Raw genomic sequence first — 22,630 nt, 5'->3', positions numbered from 1 at the left:
CAGTTTGCACTGAAAGCGAGACTGAGACTGAACTAAAAACAATAGAATTTAGTAATACGATTTAGAGCAATCTAAAAATCCAAAATCTAAAATCTGAAATTAAAAAAAATGACAGAAGGAAATTTTGTAGATTATGTTAAGATATATGTTTCTTCCGGAAAGGGAGGAAAAGGATCTACACATTTACATAGAGAGAAATTTATTGAAAAAGGAGGCCCGGACGGAGGTGATGGTGGTCGTGGAGGACACGTGTATTTAGTAGGAAATAAAGGTTTGTGGACATTATTTCACTTAAAATTTGCTCGTCATATCAAAGCTGGTCACGGTGGAGATGGAGGAGGAGATCGTAGTACAGGTGCTGATGGAGAGGATAAATTTATCGAAGTACCTTTAGGAACTGTCGTAAAAGATAAAGAAACCGGAGAAACCTTGTTCGAAATTACCGAAGATGGTGAAAAAAGAATTCTTTCAAAAGGAGGAAAAGGTGGTTTAGGAAACTGGCATTTTAGAAGTTCAACCAATCAAACGCCAAGATACGCACAGCCAGGTTTGCCGGGCGTAGAGATGGATGTGATTCTGGAACTTAAAGTTCTGGCCGATGTAGGTTTAGTAGGTTTTCCTAATGCTGGAAAATCAACTTTGTTATCTGTATTGACTTCTGCAAAACCAAAAATTGCCGATTATCCTTTTACAACCTTAAAACCAAACTTAGGAATTGTAGCTTACAGAGATTTTCAATCGTTTGTAATTGCAGATATTCCGGGAATTATTGAAGGTGCTGCCGAAGGAAAAGGTCTTGGACATTATTTCCTGCGTCATATCGAGCGTAACTCGACTTTGTTGTTTTTAGTTCCTGTTGATACACCGGACATTAAAGGAGAATATGATATTTTGGTTAATGAGTTAACGAAATATAATCCTGAAATGTTAGACAAAGAACGTCTTTTAGTAATCTCAAAATGCGATATGCTGGATGACGAACTTAAAGCCGAACTAAAAACAGAATTAGATGTGGCTTTCAAAGACATTCCTTATATGTTTATTTCATCAGTTGCCCAACAAGGTTTAACGGATTTGAAAGATAAGCTTTGGAAAATGTTAAACGACTAAGAAAGATATTTCAAAAAATAGAAAACCCGACCATTTTATGATTGTCGGGTTTTTTGTTTTTTAACGAAAAAAACAAATGATCTCAGATTAATTTCCAGTTAAGCGAAGAAATTATAGTCCGAAATTTTTAGAGATTCCAATGTTAAGTGTTTTTCCAAAATCAAAACCAAATCGTTCTTGTCTTGGGTCATTTTTACCATCAAGATTGTCGTATTTAATTCCTCCAATAGAAAAATTTAATCCAAAACCTCTTTTCATATTAATGAATAATCCCGGATCAAAACTTGCGTACATTCCTTTTGCATTGTTTAAGGAAGTGTTTTGATAACCAGCTCCTAAGTCTGCATAAAATGAAAATGTTTCAGATAATGGTGCAGAATAACGAACAAAACCTCCAATTTTATAATTTTCTGTTTTTTCTAATCCTTTTACATCCAAAGTACCAATTGCTCCCTCAACACCCGCTGTCCAGTGGTCAGCAAATTGATATCCAACTTTTGGGGCAAATTCAAAGTTTGTAGATTTAGCATCTCCGATTTTTTCTGATGAAAATCCAACATTTCCACCCAATAGTATTGATCCTTTTTGAGCACTCGCAATTGTTGCCACTAATAAAGCAACTCCTAAAAATAATTTTTTCATTTTACCTTAATTAAATAGTTGGCGCAAACTTAGGGAATTAATTTTTGTAAGAAATAATTTATTTTAAAATTTTATTATTGAAGGTAAATTTTTACAATTTAATTAAAGTATTTGGTATTTCTAATTGTTTTTGTCTTAAGTTTTAAGAGTTTTATCGAATTAGAATTTACTGTAAAGCACATATTTTTATCTTTATGAAATTATGGATTTCGTAAAATTGTCTTAAAATGTATTCTGGATCTTTTGGTTTTGATGACTTGTGCTATTTTTTGTTGCGAAAATGAATTATATTCGCATCACTTAAACAAAATAACATGAAAAAAATAATTTTATTCTTCACCATGTGCCTAATGGCTTTTCCTGTAAAAGCTGACGAAGGAATGTGGTTTTTGATGTTTATCGAAAGATTGAACCATAGAGATATGGAAAAAATGGGCTTGCAACTTACAGCCGAAGAAATTTATAGCATTAACCATCATAGTTTAAAAGATGCGATTGTGCAATTCAACGGAGGTTGTACTGCTGAGATGGTTTCTAAAAACGGTTTGGTTTTAACCAATCACCACTGTGGATACAATGCAATTGCTGAACTTTCTACAGCTGAACAAAATTACCTGAAAGACGGTTTCTGGGCAAAAGAAAAAAGTGCCGAAATGAAACCAAAATCATTATACGTTCGTTTCTTCGTTCGTATGGATGACGTTTCTAAAAGAATTTTATCAAAAGTAAATGATACAATGACTGAGACTGAAAGAAACAAAATCATTCAGCAAGAAATCAGTTTAATTGAAAAAGAAAACAACGAAGGCGGAAAATATACTGTTTCTGTTCGTCCTTTCTTTCAGGGAAATGAATATTACTATTTCGTTTACCAGGATTATACCGATGTGCGTTTAGTAGGAACTCCTCCTGAAAGTGTTGGTAAATTTGGTGGAGACACTGATAACTGGGAGTGGCCACGTCAAACTGGAGATTTCTCTATGTTTAGAGTTTATGCTGATAAAGACGGAAATCCTGCAACTTACTCAAAAGACAATGTGCCTTTACAGCCTAAACATTACTTACCTGTAAGTATAAAAGGAGTTAAGGAAAATGATTTTGCTATGATTTTAGGATATCCAGGAAGAACAAACCGTTGGATGCCAGCTGGCGGAATCGAGCAAAACATAAAATATGCTTATCCTGCATGGGTTGAAGGTGCTAAAACCGGAATGGATGTAATGAAAAAGTATATGGACAAAGATGCAACAGTTCGTTTGCAATATGCGTCTAAATATGCTTCGACTGCTAACTACTGGAAAAACCGTCAGGGAATGATCGATGCCTTAACAAAAGCTGGAACAGTTGATGTTAAAGCGGCACAGGAAGATAAGTTCTACGAATGGGCAACTAAACCTGCTAATAAAGAAAAGTACGAAAATGTAATTCCTACTATTAATGAGTATTACAGATCTACAAATATAAAAGCAACTCACGACAATTACTTAATGCAACTTTTACGTACATCAAGTTATGCAGCAGGACCTTCAAACTTAGGAAACGCATTGATTGCTTATTATAATGAAAATGACGCTAAAAAAGCAGAAATGTTACCTAAGATCAATGCGATGATCGATAACATTTATGGAGAGTTTTATGCGCCGCTTGAAAAAGATATTTTTGCTGCACAATTGAACTTGTATACTTCTAAAGGTGCTGAATATGGTTTAGGTACGCAAGTAGCTAAAATGAAATCAGAGAATAAAGGTGATTTTACTGCAGATGTTGCAAAAGCAACAGAGATAAGTTATTTTACAACTAAAGAAAAAGTATTGGCATTTATGGCTAATCCAAAACCATTAGCAATTGTACACGATCCTTTGTATATTATTTCTAATGATTTGATGACAAAATACCGTGCTAAAACAGATGATCAGGCTAAAGCCGATGATGGTTTTGCAACTGCTTTCCGCGAATTGGTTGAAGGTTTAAGAGAGTCAAAATTAAACACAATTCAATATCCTGATGCCAACTCTACTTTGAGATTGACTTACGGAAAAGTTCGTGCATTACCTGCAGATCCAAGAAATGATGCTACAATTAATAACTATACTACTATGGAAAGTATGGTGAAAAAATACAAAGCAGGAGATCAGGAATTTGATTTGCCAAAACGTTTATTAGAATTAAACAAAGCAAAAGATTTTGGACAGTATGCTGATAAAGCAGGATATATGCCAGTAAACTTTTTGACAGATAATGATATTACAGGAGGAAACTCTGGTTCACCGGTTCTTAACGGAAAAGGAGAATTAATTGGTATTGCTTTTGACGGAAACATCGAAGCAATGGCTGGAGATGTTATTTTTGATCCTAAATTGCAAAGAACAATCAACGTAGATATTCGTTATGTTCTTTGGATTATCGACAAATACGCAGGAGCTAAAAATATTATTGATGAATTGACTATTGCAAAATAATCTCAATTTAATATAAAAGTAAACCCGACAAGTTTTTAAAGCTTGTCGGGTTTTTTGTTGCAGAAAATTTTTGGAATTTTATTAGATCACTCTAAATTTTTGAGGAGGAACATAAAAAAAAATATTCCTAATTATTTTTTAACGCAGAGAACACAAAGGTTTTTCGCAGAGTTCACTAAGATTTAAGTTGTGTTTACACAATCTAAGTTCGCAAAGCTTTGTGAACTTTGTGTTTTACTAAACTTAGCATAATTAAAAAACTTTGCGTTCTCCGTGGTAGATTTTTTTTCTATCTCAACAGGTTTGCTATTAATCAATTTTGCTGTTGGAATTTTTCAACACCTAATTATTGAACCTTTACATGTATCCCTTTTGTATGACTTGAAAACTCCGGAGCATACATACTTTCGATTGTGGTAATTCCGTTGGAGAATTCACCGCTGTTGTTTACCCTAATGTCATATTCAATTACATAAGTTCCTTTGTTGATCTGGTCAAAAAATAAATGTGTTGCAGCATCTTTTGTACTCATATAATATCCTAATCCATCTTTGTATTGATATTGTGAAAGAACATTTACAGGCTCAAAGCAAGAAGCGCGCATATCTTTTAAATGGACAAATTCCATGTCTTCTTTAGATTTTATAACTAATCTTACCGTAACTAAATCGCCCTTTTTTAAAGGATTTTTATTTGTAATTCTTTCTAATTGATCGCCTTTCATAGAGTTTTTCTTTAGATATAATTCTTTAGAAACTGATAAAACAGCACCTGAATTAGTTTTGATTTTATCCAAATCTTCAAAATATTGCCAATAAACACCACCAAACCCCGGAACTTTAGATTTGTTTTGAATACTGATGGAAGCCATTTCTTTTTTAACTTCATCGGCTTTCCAATTCAGTTTGATGTAACCGGTTTCAGCTTCTTTTTCGTTTTCGGCTATTTTTTTGGTTACCATTTTTTCGCTTCCAATTTTAATGATGGTATTGTCTTTTACACTCAACCAATCATTGCCTTGCATCAATAAAGCATAAACAGCTTCTGTTGTCGATTTTGTCGTTGGCCAGTTTTTGGTTTGCTTGTTTTTTAACAACCAGACTTTCATGGCATCTACAGATTTGGTGTCGTGATTTACTTCGGTGAAAGCCTCAATCAATAAAGCCTGAGTTTCTATAGGTGCCTGATACCAATACCAACCTGCTTTGTTGGCGATCCAGTACATGCCCCAATCTTCATTATTCGATGACGTTTCTTTCAGGTTTTCTATGATTTTTTTAGCCGACTCGCTTTCTCCAAAACGATTTAGAGTTAAAGCGGCTAATCCTTTTTCGTAAAGGGAATACTTTAACCAATCTTTTTTAGTTGTTTCTAAATACAATTTAGTTGCTTTTTGCAAAGTATCAGAAAGCGGATAATTTTCTAAATAAAAACTTCTGGTATACAAATAATGCAAATCAGAATACGGATTGATCCAAATTAATTTCTCTGATTTTTTTAAGTTTTTGGTTCTTTCTTTATAATAATCTAAGAATTTATTATCCAGAAAAGGTATTCCGGTTTTGGCAATTTGATCGATTTTAGAATTGTTATTTTCTGTTTTGTTCAGTTTGGATAAATGACCTAAACCAGCCAGAATATGTCTGGTGATATATTCGCTTTCAGAACTTCCGTCAAACCATGAGAATCCACCTGAAGGTTTTTGCTTTTGTTTCAATTTATCGAAAGTAGCTTCTTGCGACGTTTTCATTTTTTCTAGATCAAACAAAAGAGCCAGGTTCTTTTTCTTTTCGTCTTCGCTTTGAGCGTCATTCAGCCACGGCGTTTCTGTCAGAATCATTGATTTTAATTCTTCGTTTTCTTCTAATTTCGAATTCAGTTTTCCATTTTTTCTCCAGTTTTCAAAAACAGTTGCAATCTTCGGATTACTCGAAATGATTTCTGAGGCCAAAGCATTCGCATAAAAACGAGCAAAAGTCTGTTCGGCACATTCGTGTTCATATTCCATTAAATAAGGCAAAGACTGAATCGCAAGCCACGAAGGATTTGATGTGTATTCGAACGTAAGTTGATGATTTTTTAAAGTCGTTGAATTGTTGTTTTTTAAATTCTCAAACGTGTATTGTTTAGTAGAATTCTCTCGAACCCAAATAGGAATACTTTCTGTAACCAACATATTATTGGTCAAAACCGGAAGTATGTTTTCTTCTCCATCAGAGAAATTACCAGATTTGGCCAGAATTTTATATTGTACACCTTGCAAACTTTCGGGAATTGAAATTGTCCAACTCGCCGTTGTGTTCCCGAAAGCACCAACCGTAAAGTTACGCACGTTTTTTACGTTTAGCATTTTGGCATCAATAGATTGCATTGTTGTTGCATCGAAAAACTGTAAAATAACGATTCCTGTTTTTGCCTGATCTGTAATATTCGAAATTTTGGCAGAGATTACAATTGTATCTTTTTCTCTAAAGAAACGCGGGAAATTCGGTAAAACCATTAACTCTTTCTGAGTGATAACGCTTTTCTCCAAATAACCGGAAACGGCATCTTTATTATGTGCTAATAAACGAAGTTTCCAAGCCGTTAAAGCTTCCGGCGAAGTAAAATTGAAACTTACTTTTCCGCTGGCATCTGTTCTTAAATTTGGCAAGAAGAAAGCGGTTTCAGAAAGATTTTTTCTGGATTTTACTTGGGTTAATGCCTCTAATGCTTTTTTTGTTGTGATGATTATGACTCCGTTTGCCGCTCTGCTTCCGTAAAGTGCTGTGGCTTTTTCATCTTTTAAAACATCCATTGAAAGGATATCTGCTGGATTTAAATTGTTAGCCTCATCTTGAGAAGCAATTTCTCCATCGATTATATACAAAAGATCAGCAGAAATTGTTACACTGCCTTTTATTTTGAAAGAAGATTTTTCTGAACGATTGTTATATATTAATGCTTTTTGTGTTTTGAATGCTGCTGCTGCTGGCATAGTTTTGTAAAGTGTTGAATCTTCTTCGATTACGATCGCATTAGGAGCAGCACCAACAGGTTCATCAATGGTTAAAACAGCATCAGGATCTCCTTTTATAGTTTCGCTGCCTACTTTTCTGTCTTTAATATCTACTGTCGTAATGCCAAGGGAATCTCCATATCGGCTATTATTAAAGTCAAAACCAAACCAGTTTAATTGTGTTTCATCATTTTTGAATTCAGTTAGCGGTAAAAATTCATTTAGATTATGCAGAGAAGAATATATCCGTTCAAAGCCTAAACCAGATTTAAAATTAGGAGAATTGTAATGATAACTATTTATGCTTAAGCTATTCTTCCAGTCTCTTTTTGTAAATTGATCCAAAGAGCTGTCATACATAGACGCTAATACTTCTGCTTCGGTTTTTGCATTGATTGATTTTAGTTTAAACGACCAGTTTTCTTTACTTCCGGGTTCGATTTTATTTCTAAAACTTTCTACAAGTAATTCAAGTTTAGATTCTTCTGTTTTTAGTTCAATTTCTATTTGGTTACTAAAAATTTCATTGTCGAAAATGCTTTGAAAACTTATACCAACCAATTTTTCAAATTCTTTTTTTATCGGAATTTTGATCGTTACCTCATTGTTTTGCAAATGATACATGTTTTCAAAATAGGTTTGATTGCCATAATTTCCTTTTGTATTAATATAAATATCCGGAATTACAGAAGAAAGTTTAATTAATACAAAACCATCTTTTTTTGGATCAGTATTTATTTGCTCTGCCGTAAATAATTTACCTGGATTGAATTTGTCTTTGCTTTGTTTGATTTCAAAAGTAGAAACAGATTCTATAGGATTGTTGAAGGAGTCTTTTGCTGAGAATACAATTTTATAGTTTCCGGATTTATAATCTGAAATAAAATCAAGTGCTATCTTTTTGTCTTTTTCGGTATCTACTTTCTTCGAAAACAATAAAACTTCGTTTGCTTTATCAGGTTTAGTCTCTATAATTTCATAAGGAAACAATTTTTCAAAATCTGATGCTGAAATGCTCTCGATTTCTGGTTTTTGCCAAACGTTTTCTTTAAACTTATTAGAAAAAGGACTAACGAAATACAATTTAATTTCACCTTTGGCTGCTAAAAATTCTCCGTTTAAGTTGGTGCTTGTAAGTATGATTTCGTTTTTTTTCTTAGTTTCAATACTACTCGGAATACTGGCATTGATGATCAAATCATGATAACCCACTTTTACAGTGGTTTCTGAGGTATGTGTTTCGCTGTTAATATCGCTTACATCAGCAGTTATGCTATAGCTAAAAACAGGCAATTGTTCTTTGATCGCATTTTTTGAAGGTTCGGCAATAAATTCTATTACAAATTTTCCCGAAGCATCTGTTTTGGTTTCGCCGGTTGCTATTATTTCGTTTTGTTCGTGCCCCCAATAATCACTATAGTTTCTAACATAACGCGTAAATCGAGTTACCTTGTAAGTTACTTTTGCATCAGAAATATTGCTTCCGGCAAATGCTTTTGCAGTTCCGTTTACTTTAATCGACTGATTAACCTGAAAACTTTCTTTTTTAGGATCAAAATCTACTTTAAATTTTGGACGTTTGTATTCTTCGACTCTAAAGTAAGTTTGAGAGTTTTCAAGTCTTACGGTTTTCCAAAATGATGCATTTGGTTTATTTTTCAACGAAATGTCTCCTTTTTCATAATTATTCGGTTGAGTAGCATAAATATTAAAATCACCTGTAAGGCCGCTTGTAGGCAAAGTAAATTCTCCTGAAAAAGAACCAAATTCATTGGTAATAACTTCAAGCTCTTTAAAATTTTGATAATTAGCATCTCTAATAAATAACCTAAAAGTAGTATTGGCAACAATACTGGTTTTACTTTTTTGTTTTTTAATAGCAATTCCTTTATAATATACCGTTTGTCCGGGACGATAAATTGCTCTGTCTAAATAAAATTCAACCTTTCCTGTTAAATTATTATCTTCTGTTTGATTGTATTGCTGCGTATATCTAAGATAATTTTTTGTAATTAAAATTGTGTCATTGGTCAATGAAAATTCTATATGCTCATCATAATCGTCGTTATTTGGTTTGATATAAGAAGCTAATCCGTTTGAATCTGTTTTAAGCGTATAACGATTAGATTTTATGCTTACATTTTCAAGAGGTTTTCCCGTTTTTCTATCCAAAACCTGAAAGTTTTCTTTATTATTTTCCTGAGATGCCAGAACGCTTATGTTTGATACTGTAATGGTTTGATAAGATGATGCTTTTTCATTTTTTGAATCAGAATCACTTTCAAAATAAATCAAATAACTTCCTGTTTCCAGTTGTGGTAAAACAACTTCTGTTGTATATTCAAAGTAATCCTTTTTGTTTAGAAGCTGATATTCTTTATATGCTGTTTTAATTTGGTTTTTTTTAATAACATCACCTAAACTATCTAATTCAATATCATTATATGAATTTACAAATGGTTTGAGTTTTTTTTGGTCTATTTTGTAGAAAGAGATTCTTAAATGATCAAGATTTTTATAAGTGATAAAAGCTCTTGTATTTTCCTTATTGTAGATAAATTTATTAAGCCGAATATTCAATGATTTTAAAGTAACGGCATGCTTTTGCTCCAAAGCAGTTTGAGCTGAATTAGTTTGATTGTTAATTTTTATTATATCGTCGTATATTTTTAAGGCTTCGATATTATAATCCGGATGTGACTCTTTTGACGCCTGATTAATCAGAATTTCTGCTTTTTTTAATAGAATTTTTTGAGTAAGAATTGGATCATTCGAACGTTGTTGAAATTCATTTAAAAACTTTGTCAAGTTTTCACTGTTTTCCGGTAGAAAATCACTGCAAAAAATAATCCGGTCAAATTGATTTTCTAATGATGGATTGCCTGATTCGAGCTTTTGATATAAAGAAAGTACTTTTTTGAAATTTTCTTCTTTTATAAAATTAAGATCAAGACTTAAAAAGGCTTCTGAATTTCCTAAAAGTTCATTTTTGTAGGCCGGAATTTGACTGTTGTCAATTTTCCATCGCTCCATTTTTTCAGTAAAAAAGGCAATATTTTCTTTTAGTAAGTAATCATATAAGTTTTCGTTTTTCAGCTTTTCTAAAGTCAAAAAGCTAAAAATTGCCTGATACTTTTTTAAAGACGTTTTTTTCAGGATCGATTCATTTTCTAGTGTTTTTTCATAAAGTGCAATTACTTCTTTATCAGATGTAAAATCAATGCTTGCGTTATCATCTTCCGTCATATCAACAACGGCTGTTGTGTCTATAGCTACAGCAATAGTATCTACATCTAAAATAGCAGAATCTATCATTGCCGCAGCTTCATCAACTACCGCCGCCGCACTATCTACAACTGCATACGCTTCGTCATAATTAGAATAATTATGTAAGCATTTGGCATAAATTAAATTCAAAATTGCTTTTGATGGTATCGAAACCCGGCTAATATCTGTTTTAAGATGATCCAGGATTTTAGTTTTTGCATTTTCATCGATTACCTGCAAATATTTAGATTGATAAAAAAAACATTTTATCATTTGTACTTCATCTTTTCTTGAAACTGCTTTTTTATAAATTTTGTCAACTATTTCATTTGCTGATTTTATTTTACCTTCATTTTCATAAGAAGCAACTTTATCCCAGTTTTTATCATTTTTTTGAGCAAATAAAGCAGTAGTAAACAATAAGAAAACAAATAATATTTTTTTCATAAGTGAATTTTAGTATATAGAGTGTGGTTTTGTCTAAAAGGTTGGGAAAATGATAAAATAAATTTCGTACAAATTACTAATTTATCTTCAAAACTAAATGTTACGTTTTATATTTCCCTATTTTTGAAACATGAAAAAGCTGCTCCTCTTTTTTTTATTTGTACCAATTTGTATTTGGTCACAGTCTAATTTTGAAAAAGCAGAAAAGCTATATCATGCAAAAAAGTATGATGAAGCGCAGATTATTTTCGAAGGAGTTTTAAAAAGCAAACCTTCGGATATAAAAACGATCGAGTATTTGGGTGAAATTGCAGCGCATCAAAAATCATGGGTAAAAGGCGCTGAATATTTCAAGAAATTGAAAGAATTAAAACCTACAGAAGCAGATTATTTTTATAAATACGGAGGCTGTCTGGCAATGCGGGCAATGGAAGTGAGCAGGTTAAAAGCTTTGGGAATGGTGGGTGAAATGAAAGAATCATTTGAAAAAGCTATTATTTTAGATCCAAAACACCTTCCGGCCAGATGGGCATTAATCGAAATATATTTGCAATTGCCGGGGATTTTTGGCGGATGCGAATCAAAAGCAATTTTATATTCTAATCAATTAGCGCAATTATCGCCTGTTGATGGTTATTTATCGAGAGGAAGAATAGATGTTTATTTTAAGAGATATACGGCAGCTGAAAAAAACTTTATAAAGGCCCATGAAATTGGTAAATCAAAAACCACGTTTCAAAAATTATATAATTTATATTTGAATAATCTAAAAGACACTAAAAAAGCAAAGGAATTAAAACAGAAATTCGAGGCTTAATAAATGTCAAAATTGAATTCCATTTGAAGATTGGAATTTGAAATTTTAAAAAATTGGAACTTAAATGAGAACACATTTCATCGCAATAGGCGGGAGCGCTATGCACAACTTAGCATTAGCATTACATAATAAAGGATATAAAGTTACGGGTAGCGACGACGCTATTTTTGAACCATCAAAATCAAGATTAGAGAAAAAAGGAATTCTGCCGGCTGAATTAGGTTGGTTTCCTGAAAAAATAACCGCTGATATTGATGCGATAATTTTAGGAATGCATGCCAAAGCTGATAATCCGGAATTGCTAAAAGCGCAGGAATTAGGTTTGAAAATATATTCGTATCCTGAATTTTTATACGAGCAATCTAAAAATAAAACGCGTGTTGTAATTGGAGGTTCTCACGGAAAAACAACAATTACTTCGATGATTTTGCATGTTATGCATTATCATAATATCGAAGTTGATTATATGGTAGGAGCACAGCTTGAAGGTTTCGACACGATGGTACATCTTACCGAAGAAAATGATTTTATGGTTCTGGAAGGTGATGAATATTTATCTTCTCCTATAGACAGACGTCCGAAATTTCATTTGTATCAGCCTAACATTGCTTTGATTTCAGGAATTGCCTGGGATCATATTAATGTTTTTCCAACGTATGAAAATTATGTAGAGCAATTCGAAATTTTTATTGCTAAAATTACCAATGGAGGAATTCTGGTTTATAATGAAGATGATGCTGAAGTAAAGCGTGTTGCTGAAGCTGCTACAAACCCTATTCGTAAACTGGCTTATACTACTCCAAAATACAGTGTAAACGATGGTGTGACGTTATTAGAAACTCCGGAAGGCGATATGCCAATTGAAGTTTTTGGAGCACACAATTTAAATAATCTGGCTGGAGCCAAATGGATCTGCCAAAACATGGGCGTAGACGAAGCTGATTTTTACGAAGCAATTGCGAGTTTTAAAGGAGCATCTAAACGTTTAGAAAAAATTGCAGAAGGAAAAGGAAAAGTTGCCTATAAAGATTTTGCGCATTCGCCAAGTAAAGTGGCTGCAACCACAAAAGCAGTAAAAGAGCAATACCCAAACAGAACTTTGGTAGCTTGTCTGGAATTGCATACTTATAGTAGTTTAAACGCCGAATTTTTGAAAGAATATGAAGGAGCTTTAGAATATGCAGATGTTGCTGTAGTTTTCTATTCTCCGGATGCTGTAAAAATTAAACAACTCGAAGAAGTAACTTACGACCAAATTGCAACAGCTTTTAATCGTAAAGATTTAATTATTTATACTAATCCTGCAGAGTTCAAAGAATATCTTTTCAATTTAAATCTTGATAATTCTGCTTTGTTATTGATGAGTTCAGGAAATTACGGAGGATTAAACTTTGACGACGTAAAAGGTTTAATTGAGTAGTTAATTAGATAATTTGAGAATGAGATAGTATGCCAATTGCAGTTTTGCAATTGGCATTTTTTTTAGTTTAAATTGGAATTTGGAATTTTTCTATTGGAATTTTATTTAATCCTTATTTCCAATACCTATAATGTCCCACAATTTTATATTCAAACAAGCAATCCTGCAAAACTTGTCCGTTGCCAACATTGTGTACAATGAGATTTCTTTTCCCGTCACTGGATTTTTTGCTGGTAACGATTCCAATATGTGGTAATTTGTTATTAATGAGCCAGGTTACGATTTCACCTGTTTTGTAATCTTTTGGATCTTGGGTTATGGGAAGTTTTTCTCCTTTTCTTTCAAAGAAAATTTCCAAATTAGGAACTCTTCTATGGTCGATATTAGTGTCTGTTTTTGTCATTCCCCATTTTTCTAAATTTGGATATTTAGAGAAATTTTCGATCATATCTTCGTGAACTTCTTTTTGCAAATCGATATCTAATATTCGATATGAACGAATAATAACATCAGTGCAAACGCCCTTATTTTTGGGTACATCTCCGTTAGGATATTCGATAGAAAAATAAGCAGGATCATAATCTATTGCAGGGTCAATTATTGATATTGCTGCATTGGATAATTTCTCGGCAAAATTTTTCGCTTCTGTTGGTGCGGTTTGCGAGTAAGAGATACTTTTTTCTTTTTGATTACATGACAATAATAAAAAAGTTATTAATAGTGTGTATGGAAATTTCATTTGGAATATGACAAAAGTTTGGTTAAGAGTATTTTGGCTTCTAAAGTTAATTAATTTGAAAATAGTAATTACTTTTTGTGACTGATTTTTCTTATTTTTAGATATATTAGCCTTTTAGATTAAAGTAAAATGAATTCAAGAATAAAGGTTGTAAAAACCACAAGCGAAAACTCTGATTTTATATCATTAATAAAAATATTCGATACTTTTTTATGGGAGCGATATCCGGAGTTAAAGAAAGATTATTGGGGTAACAATCTGATCGAGTTTAACGCAAATGTCGTTCTTATTTATTTAGATGACAAACCTGTTGCGAGTGGCTGTTTTAAAAAATATGATCAAAATACAGTTGAGTTAAAACGTATGTTTGTTTCGCCAGAAGCAAGAGGTTTAGGCCTGGCTCAGCTTGTTATCAAAGAACTTGAAACTGAAGCAAACTATCAAGGTTTTGAAACTATGATTTTAGAAACGCTGTTCAAACAGACAGAAGCTATAAGTTTATACAAAAAAGTAGGTTTTGAGATCGTAGAAAACTATGAGCCTTATGTTGGTTTACCGAACAGTATTTGCATGAGTAAATCTATTAATACGATACAATAATGGAAGCAGCTCATTTTCCTATTACAAATTGGTCTGAAGATGACAGACCTCGTGAAAAATTAATGTTAAAAGGCAAAATAGCCTTAAGCGACGCTGAACTTATTGCCATCTTGATTGGTTCAGGTAGTCGAAATGAATCAGCGGTAGCTTTGAGCAAAAGAATTTTGTCGAGTGTTGATAGTTTGAACGCGTTAGGTAAAATGTCTGTTGCGCAATTGATTAATTTTAAAGGAATAGGAGAGGCCAAAGCAATCACAATTATTGCTGCTTTAGAATTAGGTCGCCGCAGAAGAGCCGAAGATGCAGTTGATTTAATAAAAGTTACGTCTAGTAAACTGGTATTCGAAATGATGCAGCCCATTATTGGGGAATTAGCACATGAAGAATTTTGGGTGCTTTTTCTGAATAATTCTAATAAAATAATTTCTAAATCGCAACTTAGTAAAGGAGGAATGACAGGTACGATTGTCGATGTACGTCTTGTGTTTAAATTAGCATTGGAAAATGGTGCTACAGGCCTGATTTTCTGCCATAATCATCCATCAGGTAATTTGGAGCCCAGTATGGCTGACAAAGAAATTACAAAGAAGCTGAAATTAGCAGGTGATAGTTTAGATGTTAAAGTTTTAGATCATTTGATTATTACTGAAACAAAATATTATAGTTTTGTAGATGAAGGAATTTTTTAACAGATGAAGACAAATATTACCGATGTTTTTTTTGATTTAGATCATACACTTTGGGATTTTGATAAAAACTCAGAGATGGCTTTCGATCGAATTTTTAAAACCAGATTTCCTGAAATCAAAATTCAGGATTTTATAGAGAAATATGCCCCAATAAATCAGGAATGCTGGAGGTTATACCAAAATGATAAAATTTCGCATGTTGAATTGCGATACAACAGATTAAAGTTTTCTTTTGATGCTCTAAATGTTGGTATTTCAGATGAAAGTATCGATCAGATTTCGAACGATTATCTTGAATACTTAACAGATAATAATCATTTGTTTGAAGGTGCTATTGAAGTTTTAGAATATTTAAAGCCTAAATACAACTTGCATATCATTACAAATGGTTTTGCCAAGGTTCAGGATAAGAAAATTAATAATGCTGCGCTAACAGGCTATTTTAATACTATAACAAATTCTGAACTCGCAGGTGTGAAAAAGCCAAATAGTATTATCTTTGATTATGCTATAAATATTGCAAAAGCTTCGAAACAGAATAGTATTATGATAGGCGATTGTCTTGACGCTGATGTCAACGGCGCATTAAATGCTGGTTTAGATGCTATTTTCTTTAATGAAAAGAATGTTATAGCGCCGGAGAATATTAAACAAATAAACCATTTATTAGAACTTAAAAAATATTTATGATTATGAGAATAAAATTTTTGTTGATTGCACTTCTTACTTCAGTTATTGGATTTTCGCAATCTGTTAATGATTACAAAGCTGTTATTGTGCCATTAAAATATGATTTTCTTAAAACAGAAAACCAATATAGATTGTCAACGATGACTAAGGCAAATTTACTTAAAGCTGGTTTTCAGGCTTTTTATGGTAATGAACAACTTCCTGCAGAATTTGCTGATCGTTGTGATTTATTATATGTTGATGTAAAAAGAGATAACGGTTTTTTAGTTACTAAACTTTTTGTAGAATTTAAAGATTGCTACGGTAAAGTTATATATACTTCACAAGTAGGAAAAAGCAAGGAGAAAGAATATGAAACAGCTTATAGAGAAAGTCTTGAATTGGCATTTGTTTCTATAAATGCACTACAATATAAGTATAATGGTACAAGAGCCAATACTGTAAAAACTGCAACAGCTTCGGTTCCTGCAACTGTTCACACTGTGGCCGCAACAGCAATTGTATCAGCTCCGGTTGCAGATATGACAGATCCTAATTTATTGTATGCACAACCTACAGAAAATGGATATCAATTAATTGACAAAACTCCTAAAGTGGTAATGAAGTTGTTAAAAACATCTCGCCCGGATTCATTTATTGCTATAAAAGATGGTATTCAGGGATCATTGAACGCAAAGGACAATCAATGGTTTTTTGAGTATTACAAGAATGATCAATTAGTATCTGAAAAAGTTGTAGTGAAATTCTAAAAATAAAATAAGGTTTTAATAACCATATTTATCTTTCCAACGGTTCTTTAAAAATTCACGGTTGCTATTCTCTCTAGAGTTGCTTCCTGGATTATAAAGAACCGTTTCTTTTACAGCATCAGGTAAAAATTCCTGCTCGGCAAAATTATTAGCATAGTCGTGCGAATATTTATAATCATCGCCATAACCTAGTTCTTTCATTAGTTTAGTAGGAGCATTTCTTAAATGAATAGGGACAGGTAAATCACCGGTTTGTTTTACCAATTGCTGCGCATTGCCAATTGCCATATACGAAGCATTACTTTTGGGAGATGTTGCCAAATAAATAGCGCATTGGCTTAATATGATCCGGCTTTCAGGATAACCAATGGTAGTTACGGCCTGAAAAGTATTGTTTGCCATTATAAAAGCGGTTGGATTTGCATTTCCAATATCTTCACTGGATAAAATAAGCATTCTTCTCGCAATAAACTTCACATCTTCACCACCTTCAATCATTCTTGCCAGCCAATAAACTGCTCCATTTGGATCGCTGCCGCGAATTGATTTTATAAATGCCGAAACAATATCATAATGTTGTTCGCCACTTTTGTCATACAAAACGGTATTTTGTTGTACCAGTTCAAAAACCCTATCATTCGTGATAATTATTTCATCACCTGCAGAAGCATTAATAACCAGTTCGAAAATGTTCAATAATTTTCGTCCGTCTCCGCCAGAAAGTCTTAGTAGAGCTTCTGTTTCTTTTAATATTATATTTTTTGAAGCCAGATAAGTATCTGTTTTCATGGCACGATGTAATAAAGCTTCTAGATCTGCTTTTGTAAAAGCATTTAGTATATAGACTTGGCAACGTGACAATAATGCAGGAATAACTTCAAAACTAGGATTTTCTGTTGTTGCACCAATAAGTGTGATCCATCCTTTTTCGACTGCTGCCAAAAGTGAGTCTTGTTGTGATTTACTAAATCGGTGAATCTCATCAATAAATAAAATAGGATTTTTTGCCGTAAATAATCCGCCACTTTGTTTTGCTTTTTCGATTACATCACGAATGTCTTTTACGCCTGAATTTATTGCACTCAGGATGTAAAAAGGTCGCTTTGATTCCTGGGCAATAATTTGTGCAAGAGTTGTTTTTCCAGTTCCAGGAGGCCCCCAAAATATCAATGACGGAATGATTCCTTTCGAAATTTGTTGCGTTAGCGAACCGTTTGGTCCAACCAAATGACTCTGACTAATATAATCTTCTAATTGTTGTGGGCGAATACGCTCGGCTAAAGGTGCTTCCATTTTGTAAAATTACTATTTCAATTTTAATTTCATAGTTAAAAAAGGGTTACAAATCATAACAAAGGGCATAAAGGCTTTAGCTGACAAATTATCAGTAAATTGTAATTGGATAGTTTTTTGATATTGTCTTTTTAACTTTATTTCCAAAAACAATGAATGATAACCACTTTAAGTTTTCGAATGCCGTTATTGGTCTTCCTCTTTTCTTTGTTCTTTTTCTGTGGATTGTTTATTGGGTGCAAATCCGCTTCGATTTTGATTTTTATCAACATGGTATTTATCCTCGTGACTTTTCAGGTTTACAAGGTGTTTTGTTTAGTCCTTTTATTCATGAAAATTTAGATCATTTATATAACAACTCCATTCCGTTATTAGTATTATTGGCGGCCATGCAATTTTTTTACCCCAAACAATCTTTTTCTGTTATTGCTTTCGGAATCTTATTTTCAGGTTTAATAACCTGGGTTATTGGTCGTGAAAATTATCATATTGGCGCAAGTGGACTGATTTATGTTTTGGTAAGTTTTATTTTTTTTAAAGGAATTCAAACTGGTTATTATCGTTTAGTGGCACTTTCACTATCAGTGATTTTACTATATGGAGGAATGATTTGGTATGTTTTTCCAGATGTTGATAAAACAATTTCCTGGGAAGGGCATTTGGCTGGTTTTATTACCGGATTTGTGATCTCTTTATTTTACAAAACTCCAGAGTATGCAAAACCTATAGTTTATGAATGGCAAAAACCTGATTTTAATCCGGATGAAGATGCGTTCATGAAACATTTTGATGAAAACGGAAATTTTGTAAATACAGAAATACCAGAAGAAGAACCGGAATTTTTTTCGACTTATTACAATTCAGATGTTTCGGTTAATTATACTGTAACCAAAACAGAATCAGGATATAAAAATTAAATGACACGATTTGGATTAATTTAAAAAGAGTATTTTTGTTAGTGTTCTAATTTTAATCAATGTGTTATGAGAAAAATAACTTCTGCAATTGTTTTTTTATTACTCTTAATTAGTTCAAAAAACCATGCACAATGCGATGTAAAGAATCGGGTTCTTGCTGATGCTACTATGACATATTATTTTGATCCTGCTGATTTTTATACAACGAAGTCGAAATCATTAAAAATTAATATCGTAACAGATAAAGAGCATTTTTTTATAGCGCTGCAACCTTCGCCATTTCCCGCTAAAAAGGATGGAATTAAAATTAAGGATGATTTAGTTATTCATCTTGCCGATAAAAAAGTCTATAAACTTAGCCATTACGATACGCAATACAGGAATAACGATTCAGTGCTGCAAGTACTTTATTTAATAGATGAAAAAGATATTGAGGCTTTTTCTAAGTTTGAAGCTGTTGTAGCTGAAATTAATATGCAAGGAACAGAGTTCGTTCGTAATTATGATTTCAAATTACATAAAGATGCTATAGTAAAACAGCTGGCTTGTTTTTTGAAAAAAGATGATAAATAAAAAGTACTAATCTTCACTTGAAGCTTCGTTTTTATGATGTAACTTTTTCTTCAAGTTTTTAAATAGATTATTAAAAGTAACAGTCAAAGATGCCGCATTGACAATTTGATTTCCCTCGTCTCTGGGGAGGTATTCGTTGGCATATGTTACTTCGACTTGTATGTCGTCAGTAAATAAATATCCGGCACCAAGATTTAGACGATTTCGATCAAAAAAGCTAAGGCCGGTTACTTTTGTTCCTGATTTAAAAAAGAGCTCATCTGAAGCAATTGCATAGACAACACCTTCTCTTAAAACTTTACTGTTTATTGGCTGAATGTATTTTATTTGTTGGCGATATCTTAAAACATTATCATAATCTCCTTCTTCATTTCGCATATGCCTCAATTCCATTCTCATTCTGGTACTTAATGTGTAACCTGTTTTGTGAAAATAGTAAATTCCTTGTAAAGCAAATCTAACTTCGGGAGACTTAAACTGACCAATCTCGGGAACATCTTTGTTGTAATTGTAAGCGAGAAAAGAAGAAAATTTCCAACGGGGAGAGAAGTAGTAATGTCCCCAAACTCGTGCAGAACGTTGTATGTTCTGTTGGAAAATATTTGATGAAGATTCAGTGCTGCTATATACAGCTCCCAGATTTAATTCAGCAGACCATTTTTCATTGATCGTTCTGTTAAATTGAATTTCATTCCAAAATTGATTATATGTAGTAGTCTGTCCGTAATTAATACTTGTAATCAATAAAATTACAAGTATTAAACCGGTCTTTTTTGATAATATGTTATGAGAAGGCTTTAAAGACATCAATTATTATATTTATTTGTCAACCTAATTCCTCAATACTTATTTAGCTTCTTTGGCGAACAGTCTCGTATAAAAATGCGCCACAAGCAACAGAAACGTTTAAAGATCCTATTGATCCAAACATTGGTAATTTTGCTTTTTCATCAACGATTTTAAGTACAGAAGGGTTTATTCCTCTTTCTTCAGATCCCATAATAATAGCTACAGGTTCGTTTAATGTAACGTCATAAATATTCTGATCTGTTTTTTCAGTTGCGGCAACAGTTTTAATTCCTGAGCCCTGAAGATAGAAAATAGCATCTTTGATATGTTCGACTTTGCAAATTGGCACATTAAATACAGCTCCTGCGGATGTTTTTACTGTGTCTCCGTTTACTGGGGCAGAACCAGATTTTTGTACAATGATTCCGTTTACACCAGTGCATTCTGCTGTTCTGATAATAGCTCCAAAATTACGAGCATCAGAAATCTGATCTAATATTAAAAATAAAGGTTTAGTTCCAGATGCAATGGTTGATTCAACCAAATGTTCCAGTTCTATAAATACAATAGGGGATATGGTTGCCACTGCTCCCTGGTGATTGTTTGGAGTTAATCGGTTTAATTTTTCTACAGGTACGTATGAGAAATTAATGTTAGCGCGTTTCATCACTTTCATTAAGTCTTTCATTAATTCTCCTAAAATCTCTTTTTGTATGAATACTTTATCGACTTCTTTACCTGCTTGAATTGCTTCTATAATGGCTCTAATTCCAAATATTTGATGTTCTTTTTCCATGGGACAAATATAGGGATAATGTTTGCAAAAAAAAATCACTCTGAAAAGAGAGTGGCATAAGTGTTTGTTTTCTATTTTGACAAAAAGGCTTTGGTGGCCATTAAAAGTAAAAAGGGCACTCATCATAAGATAAGTGCCCTTTTTTGAAGTTGTTTTTAGATCTAAAGAATACTATTATCTAGTACCTCCAGCCCACCAAACATTTTGTGTATATACGTATGTTCCATCTCCATATGCTGCTTTCACGTTTTCATTTGCAGATACGTCAGAGTCACCATAAGGTAATCTAAGTGGGAACTCAGTTGCGTTCTTTGGGTTTGCCAATTGAATTGGATGCGCAGCTTTTGATCCATACATTGCCAATAAACGTCTGTAGTCATTATATGCTTCAGCAGATTCGTTTTCGTAGAATGCCAGATATTTTTGTACAGCAATTTCTTTTAATAAATCAGCATTAGTTACAATATTTAATCCAGCAACATACGCTGATGCATCTTCATCTGCAAAATTAATATCTTCAGTTTTGTTGAAAGCGGCTTTTACTGCTGCAGTCAAACTAGCTGTGCTTGTTACAGCAGCTGAATTTCTGGCTTCTGCTTCAGCTTTTATGAACAATAGTTCATGGTAGCTTAACATAAAGATTGGATTGGTTTTGTTTAATAATCCTGAATAAGAATAGTTTTGACTTTGAGGGCTAACACCTTGAATGAAAAATTCGTAAGTAAGAGGAGCTCCTTTTGTTTTTTCAATTTTCTCAAAATAAGCATCAGCACGTGGATCATTGTTTCTTGCAATTAACTTATCATGTAAACTGTTACTTGCAAATAGGTATCCTCTTTGATTATCAAATTCGAAGTATGGATTCGGAATACTAACATTTTTCATTGCAAATTCTCCCTTGTTATCTGTGAAAGATTTACTTACATAATCTAATACCTTTGCGTAATCAGGGTTTTTGAAAGAAAGACGTAATGTGTAACGAGCTAGTAAGCCATTAGCTGCTTTTGCCCATTTAGCATTGTCTCCTCCGTATATTAAATCCTGGGATCCTGTAGCTGGGTAAAGTGTTGTTGTTTTTCCTAAATTAACAATAGCTTCTTCTAGAGTTGCGAAAATGATCTTGTAAAGATCTTCCTGACGATCTATTTTTGGAGTAAAAATTACTCCAGGTTGAAATGACTGAGTGAAAGGAACATCTCCGAACATATCTGTTAGTAAAGCTAAGTTGTATGCGTATAGAACTTGTGCCATTCCTAATGTATTGTAGTTGCCCTTTTCGTCACCAGTTTTACATTTATCGATGATCAACTTTAGGTTATACATTGTTTGATATATATTGTTCCAAGAGTTGTTGAAAGTGGTCTGGTTTTTAGGCTCGCCATTTCTTGTTTCTGCATTATACATTTGGTTAAAACCTCCTGCATTTAATTCTACATAAACACCAGTATAGAAAGAGATATCTGAACCAGTATTGCTAAATGCAGTTCTCGTCATAGCGTCAGTAATAGCGAAGCGAGTTGGTACATCTTTGGGATCGTTTACGTTTTTGTTGATTTCGTCCATTTTATCCTCTGAACAAGAATTTAATGAAAGTGACGCAATCACCAAAAGTAAGATGACTTTATATTTTTTCAT

General features: G+C 32.9%; 17 protein-coding genes. 10 read left to right on the top strand and 7 right to left on the bottom strand.

Going from position 1 to position 22,630, the window contains the following annotated elements; translation table 11 throughout:
- Positions 1-108: 108 nt before the first annotated feature.
- Positions 109-1,110 (top strand): GTPase ObgE, encoded by a 1,002-nt coding sequence (obgE, locus tag LNP81_RS02350; RefSeq protein WP_194617139.1) that lies wholly within the window; start codon positions 109-111, stop codon positions 1,108-1,110.
- Positions 1,111-1,221: 111 nt separating this feature from the next.
- Here the strand turns inward: obgE and LNP81_RS02345 are convergent, their stop codons facing one another.
- Positions 1,222-1,752, bottom strand: a complete 531-nt coding sequence (locus tag LNP81_RS02345; protein WP_230033141.1) for an outer membrane beta-barrel protein — start codon at positions 1,750-1,752, stop codon at positions 1,222-1,224.
- A gap of 314 nt (positions 1,753-2,066) precedes the next feature.
- On the opposite strand from LNP81_RS02345, the gene LNP81_RS02340 reads away from it, so the two are divergent.
- Positions 2,067-4,211 (top strand): S46 family peptidase, encoded by a 2,145-nt coding sequence (locus LNP81_RS02340; RefSeq protein ID WP_230033140.1) that lies wholly within the window; start codon positions 2,067-2,069, stop codon positions 4,209-4,211.
- A gap of 346 nt (positions 4,212-4,557) precedes the next feature.
- Here LNP81_RS02340 and LNP81_RS02335 read toward each other — a convergent pair whose 3' ends face one another.
- The gene (locus LNP81_RS02335; RefSeq protein WP_230033139.1) at positions 4,558-10,923 is read right to left on the bottom strand and encodes an alpha-2-macroglobulin family protein; all 6,366 of its coding nucleotides are present in this window, start codon (positions 10,921-10,923) and stop codon (positions 4,558-4,560) included.
- 130 nt (positions 10,924-11,053) lie between these two features.
- Here LNP81_RS02335 and LNP81_RS02330 point away from each other — a divergent pair, with 130 nt between their 5' ends.
- Positions 11,054-11,740, top strand: a complete 687-nt coding sequence (locus LNP81_RS02330) for a tetratricopeptide repeat protein (RefSeq protein WP_230033138.1) — start codon at positions 11,054-11,056, stop codon at positions 11,738-11,740.
- 64 nt (positions 11,741-11,804) lie between these two features.
- Positions 11,805-13,160, top strand: a complete 1,356-nt coding sequence (locus LNP81_RS02325; RefSeq protein ID WP_230033137.1) for a UDP-N-acetylmuramate--L-alanine ligase — start codon at positions 11,805-11,807, stop codon at positions 13,158-13,160.
- 112 nt (positions 13,161-13,272) lie between these two features.
- On the opposite strand, the gene LNP81_RS02320 is transcribed toward LNP81_RS02325, so the two are convergent.
- On the bottom strand, positions 13,273-13,899 hold the full coding sequence (locus LNP81_RS02320) for a DUF1287 domain-containing protein (protein ID WP_230033136.1): 627 nt from the start codon (positions 13,897-13,899) through the stop codon (positions 13,273-13,275).
- A 129-nt stretch (positions 13,900-14,028) separates the two neighbouring features.
- Between LNP81_RS02320 and LNP81_RS02315 the strand changes: the two genes are divergently transcribed.
- From LNP81_RS02315 to LNP81_RS02300, 4 genes are read left to right on the top strand one after another with little or no spacing between them, the layout of a single operon-like run.
- Positions 14,029-14,499 (top strand): GNAT family N-acetyltransferase, encoded by a 471-nt coding sequence (locus LNP81_RS02315; RefSeq protein WP_230033135.1) that lies wholly within the window; start codon positions 14,029-14,031, stop codon positions 14,497-14,499.
- Positions 14,499-15,188, top strand: coding sequence for a RadC family protein (gene radC, locus LNP81_RS02310; RefSeq protein WP_230033134.1), 690 nt, complete (start codon positions 14,499-14,501; stop codon positions 15,186-15,188). The genes LNP81_RS02315 and radC overlap by 1 nt, the downstream gene beginning before the upstream one ends.
- Before the next feature lie 3 nt (positions 15,189-15,191).
- Positions 15,192-15,878 carry a YjjG family noncanonical pyrimidine nucleotidase gene (locus LNP81_RS02305; RefSeq protein WP_230033132.1) on the top strand — a complete coding sequence of 229 codons (687 nt, stop codon included), beginning with the start codon at positions 15,192-15,194 and terminating at the stop codon, positions 15,876-15,878.
- A gap of 2 nt (positions 15,879-15,880) precedes the next feature.
- Positions 15,881-16,627 carry a hypothetical protein gene (locus LNP81_RS02300; protein WP_230033130.1) on the top strand — a complete coding sequence of 249 codons (747 nt, stop codon included), beginning with the start codon at positions 15,881-15,883 and terminating at the stop codon, positions 16,625-16,627.
- A 15-nt stretch (positions 16,628-16,642) separates the two neighbouring features.
- On the opposite strand, the gene LNP81_RS02295 is transcribed toward LNP81_RS02300, so the two are convergent.
- Positions 16,643-17,920 carry a replication-associated recombination protein A gene (locus LNP81_RS02295; RefSeq protein WP_230033128.1) on the bottom strand — a complete coding sequence of 426 codons (1,278 nt, stop codon included), beginning with the start codon at positions 17,918-17,920 and terminating at the stop codon, positions 16,643-16,645.
- A gap of 152 nt (positions 17,921-18,072) precedes the next feature.
- Between LNP81_RS02295 and LNP81_RS02290 the strand changes: the two genes are divergently transcribed.
- On the top strand, positions 18,073-18,837 hold the full coding sequence (locus tag LNP81_RS02290) for a rhomboid family intramembrane serine protease (RefSeq protein ID WP_230033126.1): 765 nt from the start codon (positions 18,073-18,075) through the stop codon (positions 18,835-18,837).
- Between the two features lie 66 nt (positions 18,838-18,903).
- Positions 18,904-19,410, top strand: coding sequence for a hypothetical protein (locus LNP81_RS02285; protein WP_230033124.1), 507 nt, complete (start codon positions 18,904-18,906; stop codon positions 19,408-19,410).
- Positions 19,411-19,416: 6 nt separating this feature from the next.
- Here the strand turns inward: LNP81_RS02285 and LNP81_RS02280 are convergent, their stop codons facing one another.
- The 3 genes from LNP81_RS02280 to LNP81_RS02270 all read right to left on the bottom strand — a co-directional run bounded on the left by LNP81_RS02280 (position 19,417) and on the right by LNP81_RS02270 (position 22,630).
- Positions 19,417-20,217 (bottom strand): DUF2490 domain-containing protein, encoded by an 801-nt coding sequence (locus tag LNP81_RS02280; protein WP_230033123.1) that lies wholly within the window; start codon positions 20,215-20,217, stop codon positions 19,417-19,419.
- 43 nt (positions 20,218-20,260) lie between these two features.
- Positions 20,261-20,995 (bottom strand): 23S rRNA (guanosine(2251)-2'-O)-methyltransferase RlmB, encoded by a 735-nt coding sequence (gene rlmB / locus LNP81_RS02275; protein WP_230033122.1) that lies wholly within the window; start codon positions 20,993-20,995, stop codon positions 20,261-20,263.
- Positions 20,996-21,169: 174 nt separating this feature from the next.
- Positions 21,170-22,630 (bottom strand): SusD/RagB family nutrient-binding outer membrane lipoprotein, encoded by a 1,461-nt coding sequence (locus LNP81_RS02270; RefSeq protein WP_230033121.1) that lies wholly within the window; start codon positions 22,628-22,630, stop codon positions 21,170-21,172.

It is taken from the genome of Flavobacterium piscisymbiosum (assembly GCF_020905295.1).
GTDB lineage: Bacteria > Bacteroidota > Bacteroidia > Flavobacteriales > Flavobacteriaceae > Flavobacterium > Flavobacterium piscisymbiosum.
Note: the sequence above shows the minus strand (reverse complement) of the source record. Positions and strands in the feature narration are given on the sequence as shown.

Excerpts from the sequence above, each read along its gene's own strand:
- rlmB (WP_230033122.1), bottom strand. The coding sequence starts at position 20,995 with ATGGAAAAAGAACATCAAATATTTGGAATTAGAGCCATTATAGAAGCA.
- LNP81_RS02340 (WP_230033140.1), top strand. The coding sequence starts at position 2,067 with ATGAAAAAAATAATTTTATTCTTCACCATGTGCCTAATGGCTTTTCCT.
- LNP81_RS02305 (WP_230033132.1), top strand. The coding sequence starts at position 15,192 with ATGAAGACAAATATTACCGATGTTTTTTTTGATTTAGATCATACACTT.
- LNP81_RS02315 (WP_230033135.1), top strand. The coding sequence starts at position 14,029 with ATGAATTCAAGAATAAAGGTTGTAAAAACCACAAGCGAAAACTCTGAT.
- LNP81_RS02320 (WP_230033136.1), bottom strand. The coding sequence starts at position 13,899 with ATGAAATTTCCATACACACTATTAATAACTTTTTTATTATTGTCATGT.
- LNP81_RS02345 (WP_230033141.1), bottom strand. The coding sequence starts at position 1,752 with ATGAAAAAATTATTTTTAGGAGTTGCTTTATTAGTGGCAACAATTGCG.
- LNP81_RS02270 (WP_230033121.1), bottom strand. The coding sequence starts at position 22,630 with ATGAAAAAATATAAAGTCATCTTACTTTTGGTGATTGCGTCACTTTCA.
- LNP81_RS02280 (WP_230033123.1), bottom strand. The coding sequence starts at position 20,217 with ATGTCTTTAAAGCCTTCTCATAACATATTATCAAAAAAGACCGGTTTA.
- obgE (WP_194617139.1), top strand. The coding sequence starts at position 109 with ATGACAGAAGGAAATTTTGTAGATTATGTTAAGATATATGTTTCTTCC.
- LNP81_RS02300 (WP_230033130.1), top strand. The coding sequence starts at position 15,881 with ATGAGAATAAAATTTTTGTTGATTGCACTTCTTACTTCAGTTATTGGA.
- LNP81_RS02285 (WP_230033124.1), top strand. The coding sequence starts at position 18,904 with ATGAGAAAAATAACTTCTGCAATTGTTTTTTTATTACTCTTAATTAGT.
- LNP81_RS02290 (WP_230033126.1), top strand. The coding sequence starts at position 18,073 with ATGAATGATAACCACTTTAAGTTTTCGAATGCCGTTATTGGTCTTCCT.
- LNP81_RS02330 (WP_230033138.1), top strand. The coding sequence starts at position 11,054 with ATGAAAAAGCTGCTCCTCTTTTTTTTATTTGTACCAATTTGTATTTGG.
- LNP81_RS02295 (WP_230033128.1), bottom strand. The coding sequence starts at position 17,920 with ATGGAAGCACCTTTAGCCGAGCGTATTCGCCCACAACAATTAGAAGAT.
- radC (WP_230033134.1), top strand. The coding sequence starts at position 14,499 with ATGGAAGCAGCTCATTTTCCTATTACAAATTGGTCTGAAGATGACAGA.
- LNP81_RS02325 (WP_230033137.1), top strand. The coding sequence starts at position 11,805 with ATGAGAACACATTTCATCGCAATAGGCGGGAGCGCTATGCACAACTTA.
- LNP81_RS02335 (WP_230033139.1), bottom strand. The coding sequence starts at position 10,923 with ATGAAAAAAATATTATTTGTTTTCTTATTGTTTACTACTGCTTTATTT.